Consider the following 4,670-nt stretch of genomic DNA (forward strand, 5'->3'; position numbering starts at 1 on the left):
GCAGAAGCCGTCCTCACACTCCATGAATCAGCGGGGCTGACCTGTCTGACCGGCTCGTGATGAACCACGTCGTCGACCGCCACGCCCTCGTCGAGGGCCACCGCATCGCCCACGGCGTCGACGGGGCCGGAGAACCCGTGGTGCTGGTGCACGGGACCCCGTCGTCGTCGTACATCTGGCGCGACGTCGTTCCCCGACTCGTCGAGGCCGGGTACCGCACCCACGTCTTCGACCTGCTGGGGTACGGGCTCTCGGAGCGACCGTGGGACACGGGCGTCGACACGTCGATCACCGGCAACGTGTCGGTGCTCGAGGGGATGCTCGACGAGTGGGGCCTGGACACGTTCCACCTGGTGGCGCACGACATCGGCGGTGGGATCGCGCAGCGCTTTGGGGTGAGGTCCCCCGAGCGCCTACGCACCCTCACACTGATCGATGTGGTGAGCTTCGACAGTTACCCCTCCGAACGGACCCGCCAGCAGATGGCCGACGGTCCGGAGGCGTTGGCGAAGAGGCCCAACGACGAGCACCGGGAGCACTTCCGGGAGTGGCTGCTGTCGACCCATAGCGATCCGGCGGGCTTCGACCCCGAGGCGCTCCGGACGTACCTGGACTTCATCAGCGGACCGGTGGGCCAGCCGAGCTTCTTCCAGCACCAGGCGGCGCACTACGACCCCGTGCACACCATGGAGATCAGCGACCGGCTGCACACGCTGGGGGAGATCCCGGTCCAGCTGATCTGGGGTGCGGACGACACCTGGCAGATCCTCGACCGCGCCCACAGGTTGCAGCGGGCGATACCGGGCAGTGGGCTCCACGTGATCGAGGACTGCGGCCACTTCGCCCCGGAGGAACGCCCCGCGGAGGTGGCGGCGGCGGTGCTCGGGTTCCTGGGTCAGAGCGGCTCCTAGGGTCCGGCCGCCGGCACCCGTAGGTGCACGAGACCTCGCCTGGACCCACGGCCGTAACACTGACGAAAAACGCCCCTTACGTCCGCTTCGTAGGCTCGCCCCATCTAGAGACGCGAACCAACGTGTGAACCAACGTGAGGTGGAGACCGGATGACTCAGAACGCACTCGGCCGGGATGCCGCTGACAGCCTGGCCCGGGGGCTGGGCCGACGCCGATTCATTCAACTCGCCACCGCGTTGGGCGCGGCCGGAGCCACGGCAACCGTGGCGGGGTGCGGGACGAACCATGACAACGGTGCCTCGGCCACCCCAACCGGGATGCGGGCACCGTCGAGCCCGCTCCACCCGGGCGCCGGGGACATCCCGGGTGACCATTACCTTCCTTCCAGGACGGATGAGGTGCTGTGGGGGTACCTGCCGGGCACGAACGCCCAGCCGGTCCTGGAGATGGCCAGCGGAGAGACCGTCACGATCGACACCGTGAGCCACGAGGGGATCCTCGAGGACCAGGGCAGGGACCCGGTGGAATTCTTCGGAGGACACGGGGTCGCGGAGGCCGACATCCTCGAGGACGTCGTGGCGATCCCCCGTGACTACACGCGGACAGAGCGCGATTTCGACACCGACGGCCCCCATGTGGTCACCGGTCCGGTGTTCGTGGACGGTGCGGAACCCGGGGATGTGCTCAAGATCGAGACCCTCAGTGTCGTCCCCCGGGTGCCGTACGGAGTGGTGTCCAACCGGCACGGACGAGGTGCGTTGGGGTTGACCGGGGAAAACCGGGCTCCTGACGGCATCTCGCTCGACGAGGTCATGCCCCCCGTCGAGACGGACGGACGCGACAGTGGCAACCCGATGGACTACGGCAACGTCTCGGTCTTCACCCGGATCGAGGACGGCCACGGCGTGATGTCCGACGGGGACAGGGAGATCAGGTTCCCGCTCAACCCGTTCATGGGGATGGTGGGCGTGGCATCCGTCGACTCCACCGCGCTGAACGACGAGGACGCTCACTCCGTGCCGCCGACGATCACCGGCGGTAACCTGGACGTCGCCGACCTGGGCGCAGGTTCCGCGCTCTATGTTCCGGTGACCGCGGACGGCGCTCTCTTCTATGCTGGCGACCCACACTTCGCGCAGGGTCACGGAGAGGTGGCCCTGACAGCCGTGGAGGGCTCGCTCCGGGCAACCTTCCGCCTGACGGTCTGCAAGGAGGGGGACGGCACCGCGCCCGGTGTCGCCTTCCGGTACCCGTTCGGGGAAACGGAGGAGCACTGGGTGCCGATCGGGCTCTCGGACGAGCGCGGGCGGGCTGAAGAGGTGATCACCGGGGACCTCAACCGGGCGATGCGGCGCGCGGTGGTCAACGCTCTCGATTTCCTCGAACAGGACCAGGGAGTCAGTCGCGAGGTGGCGTACGCCTACCTGTCCGCCGCGACAGACTTCGTGATCTCGCAGGTGGTGGACCAGACAGTGGGGGTGCACGGGCTCATCCGCAAGGCTGACTTCTCCTGAGGCCGGGGCGGCGCGGTGGGGTCGTGATCGGCGCCGCCGCCGCGCCGCCTCACCCCACGCCCCTCACTCCGCCGCCGCGTCCTGCTCCCGCCCGTACCGCCCGGCCAGCCACGCACAGACGATCAGCTGGATCTGGTGGAACACCATCAGCGGTAGGACCAGTAGACCCACCGGCTGTCCGACGAACAGGACCGCGGCCATGGGCAGGCCCGTGGCCAGGGACTTCTTGGAACCGCAGAACTGCACGACCCGCTTGTCGCGCTCCTCGAACCCCAGCGCGCGGGAGATCAGTTCGGTCAATCCCAGCACGACCCCCAGCAGGACGCAGCAGGCGACGATCAGCCACGTCAACTGGGCGGGGCCGACCATCGACCAGATGCCGTCGGCGACCCCGTCCGAGAACGCGGAGTAGACGATCAGGACGATCACGGACTTGTCGAACAGGGCCAGGCGCTTGATCCGCTGCGTGACGGGCAGGACCCAGCGACGCAGCAGCTGCCCCAGCACGAACGGCAGGAGCAGCTGCAGGGCGATCGCCCCGACCGAGTCCCACGTGATGACCACCGATCCATCCGTGGTCATCAACGCGAAGACCAGCAGGGGGGTGACGAACACCCCGAGCAGGTTCGACACGGACGCCGAGACCACGGCCGCACTGACGTGACCGCGGGCGATCGCCACGAAGGTGATCGAGGACTGCACGGTGGACGGCACCAGCGTCAGGAACAGGAACCCCGTGGCCAGCGCCTCGCCGAGCACCGGTGTGAGCGCCCACCTGCCCAGCAGGCCGAACGCGGGGAACAGCAGGAACGTCGCGGCAAGGACCACCGAGTGCAGTCGCCAGTGCTTCACACCGGCCAGCAGCTCCCGGGGTTCCAACCGCGCGCCGTAGAGGAAGAACAGGACGGCGATCCCCACGGTGGTGACCCACCCGAGCGCCGTCGCCGCGCCTCCGGTCGCCGGCAGCACCGCCGCCACCACGACGGCGGCCAGGATCGCGAGGATGAACGGCTCGATCCGGAGGCGACGCAGAAAGCTCATCGACCCATTTCATCACCCCGGTCCGCGGGCGGTCCGCACGAGGCCCGCAGGGGCGGCCGATAGGCTCAGGTGATGACTGAGCGCGGAGGACAGGGGTGGCGGCCCAGGTCGCTGCGGGACGGTGAGGAACCGGACCCGCGGTTCACGCTCGCCAACGAGCGCACCTTCCTGGCGTGGATCCGGACGAGCCTCGGCCTGATGGCCGGCGCCGTGGCGATGGAGGCCTTCGCCGGCGACGAGATCCCGGAGTTCATCCGCACCCCGCTGGCGTGCGTACTGCTCGTGATGGCGGCATTGCTGGCGACCGTGTCGTTCCGTCGGTGGCTCCGGATCGAGGCCTCCATGCGCCACAATGATCCGCTGCCCGTCCCGCAGGCCTCGATCCTGCTGGTGCTGGGCATCGCGATCGGGGCTGTCCTGCTCCTGGTCGCGATCCTCGGAGGCACCTTCGCATGAGCTCCCCGCGGCGCCGGATCGGGGTGCGCCCCGAGGCCACGCCGCCCGACGCCGGGCTGCAGTCCGAGCGAACGAGTCTGTCGTGGGCCCGGACCTGGGCCGTGGTGACCGTCAACATCATCCTCGTGGCCAAGCTGATCGCGGAGACCTCGTGGCTGTGGGCGGCCGTCTTCTCGATGCTGTTGGTGGTCCCGCTCCTGGCGCTGCTCAGGGTGCAGCGGCACCACGAACGACGGGTGGGGCGCTTCGTCCGGGGCGGTGAGGTCCGGCAGACCCAGGCCCGCTACAACGTCGGCCTGGTGGCGATGGTGCTGGTGATGGCCGCGTGCGGGCTCACCGCCGTCCTGGTCCGGGTGCTGTCCTAGCTGTACGGACCAGCCGTACGGACCCCCGCGCCCGGACCAGGACCGGGTCGGATCAGGTGTTCTTGAGGCGACCGCTCAGGGCGTCGCGGAGCCGGTCGACCATGCCGACACCGGGCCCCAGCGTCATGTGGAACAGCTCGGAGTGCGGGGAACCGGGGTGCGGGCGGGTGGGGGCGATCACCTTGGCCGCCTCGACCTTGCGACCGAGGTCGACCAGATCCTCGGCGGAGACGGCTGCCCGCAACTTGGGGAACTGGTCGCTCTCCTCGTCGTCCGCGTGGTGATCGAGGAGTTCCTTGAAGCGCTTCACGGTGGCGATGAACTCGGCGCTCTCGGAGTCCAGGCCCTCGAGCTCCTTCATCACCTCTTCGATCTCCTGGTG

Annotated in this window: 6 protein-coding genes; 4 read left to right on the top strand and 2 right to left on the bottom strand. The window is 69.0% G+C overall.

Going from position 1 to position 4,670, the window contains the following annotated elements:
• The first annotated feature begins 59 nt into the window (after positions 1 to 59).
• The gene (locus G6022_RS12245) at positions 60 to 911 is read left to right on the top strand and encodes an alpha/beta hydrolase (protein WP_182640264.1); all 852 of its coding nucleotides are present in this window, start codon (positions 60 to 62) and stop codon (positions 909 to 911) included.
• 150 nt (positions 912 to 1,061) lie between these two features.
• On the top strand, positions 1,062 to 2,426 hold the full coding sequence (locus G6022_RS12250) for an acetamidase/formamidase family protein (protein WP_182640265.1): 1,365 nt from the start codon (positions 1,062 to 1,064) through the stop codon (positions 2,424 to 2,426).
• A gap of 63 nt (positions 2,427 to 2,489) precedes the next feature.
• Here the strand turns inward: G6022_RS12250 and G6022_RS12255 are convergent, their stop codons facing one another.
• A complete protein-coding gene (locus G6022_RS12255; RefSeq protein WP_182640266.1) occupies positions 2,490 to 3,467 on the bottom strand; it encodes a bile acid:sodium symporter family protein in 978 nt (325 codons plus the stop codon).
• Between the two features lie 72 nt (positions 3,468 to 3,539).
• Here G6022_RS12255 and G6022_RS12260 point away from each other — a divergent pair, with 72 nt between their 5' ends.
• Positions 3,540 to 3,923, top strand: a complete 384-nt coding sequence (locus G6022_RS12260; protein WP_182640267.1) for a DUF202 domain-containing protein — start codon at positions 3,540 to 3,542, stop codon at positions 3,921 to 3,923.
• Positions 3,920 to 4,288 carry a DUF202 domain-containing protein gene (locus G6022_RS12265; RefSeq protein WP_182640268.1) on the top strand — a complete coding sequence of 123 codons (369 nt, stop codon included), beginning with the start codon at positions 3,920 to 3,922 and terminating at the stop codon, positions 4,286 to 4,288. Before G6022_RS12260 ends, G6022_RS12265 begins: the two co-directional genes overlap by 4 nt.
• 52 nt (positions 4,289 to 4,340) lie before the next feature.
• Here G6022_RS12265 and G6022_RS12270 read toward each other — a convergent pair.
• The coding region (locus tag G6022_RS12270; RefSeq protein WP_347238178.1) for a hemerythrin domain-containing protein at positions 4,341 to 4,670 on the bottom strand (330 nt) is incomplete at its 5' end.

It is taken from the genome of Dietzia sp. Cai40 (assembly GCF_014145165.1).
GTDB lineage: Bacteria > Actinomycetota > Actinomycetes > Mycobacteriales > Mycobacteriaceae > Dietzia > Dietzia natronolimnaea.

Bases quoted from the DNA above. Each gene is read 5' to 3' on its own strand.
- G6022_RS12255 (WP_182640266.1), bottom strand. From the start codon at position 3,467: ATGAGCTTTCTGCGTCGCCTCCGGATCGAGCCGTTCATCCTCGCGATC.
- G6022_RS12260 (WP_182640267.1), top strand. From the start codon at position 3,540: ATGACTGAGCGCGGAGGACAGGGGTGGCGGCCCAGGTCGCTGCGGGAC.
- G6022_RS12250 (WP_182640265.1), top strand. From the start codon at position 1,062: ATGACTCAGAACGCACTCGGCCGGGATGCCGCTGACAGCCTGGCCCGG.
- G6022_RS12245 (WP_182640264.1), top strand. From the start codon at position 60: ATGAACCACGTCGTCGACCGCCACGCCCTCGTCGAGGGCCACCGCATC.
- G6022_RS12265 (WP_182640268.1), top strand. From the start codon at position 3,920: ATGAGCTCCCCGCGGCGCCGGATCGGGGTGCGCCCCGAGGCCACGCCG.